At 53.8% G+C, this 390-nt stretch carries 1 pseudogene; it reads left to right on the forward strand.

Going from position 1 to position 390, the window contains the following annotated elements:
- Window positions 1–390 (forward strand): annotated as a pseudogene (gene glnA, locus ACQRAX_RS25640) (glutamine synthetase); the annotation flags it as partial.

Here is a 390-nt window from a genome sequence, read left to right on the forward strand (position 1 = left end):
CACAGCGAAGTCGGTACCGGCAGCCAAATGGAAATCGGCACCCGTTTCGCCACTTTGGTCAAACGCGCCGACCAAACCCAAGATATGAAATACGTCATCCAAAACGTTGCCCACAATTTCGGCAAAACCGCCACCTTTATGCCCAAACCGATTATGGGCGACAACGGCAGCGGTATGCACGTCCACCAATCCATTTGGAAAGACGGTCAAAACCTGTTCGCAGGCGACGGCTATGCCGGTTTGTCCGATACCGCGCTCTACTACATCGGCGGCATCATCAAACACGCCAAAGCCCTGAACGCGATTACCAATCCGTCCACCAACTCCTACAAACGCCTCGTGCCGCACTTTGAAGCACCGACCAAATTGGCCTATTCCGCCAAAAACCGT

It is taken from the genome of Pseudomonas sp. UM16, from assembly GCF_050312595.1.
Classification (GTDB): Bacteria; Pseudomonadota; Gammaproteobacteria; order Pseudomonadales; family Pseudomonadaceae; genus Aquipseudomonas.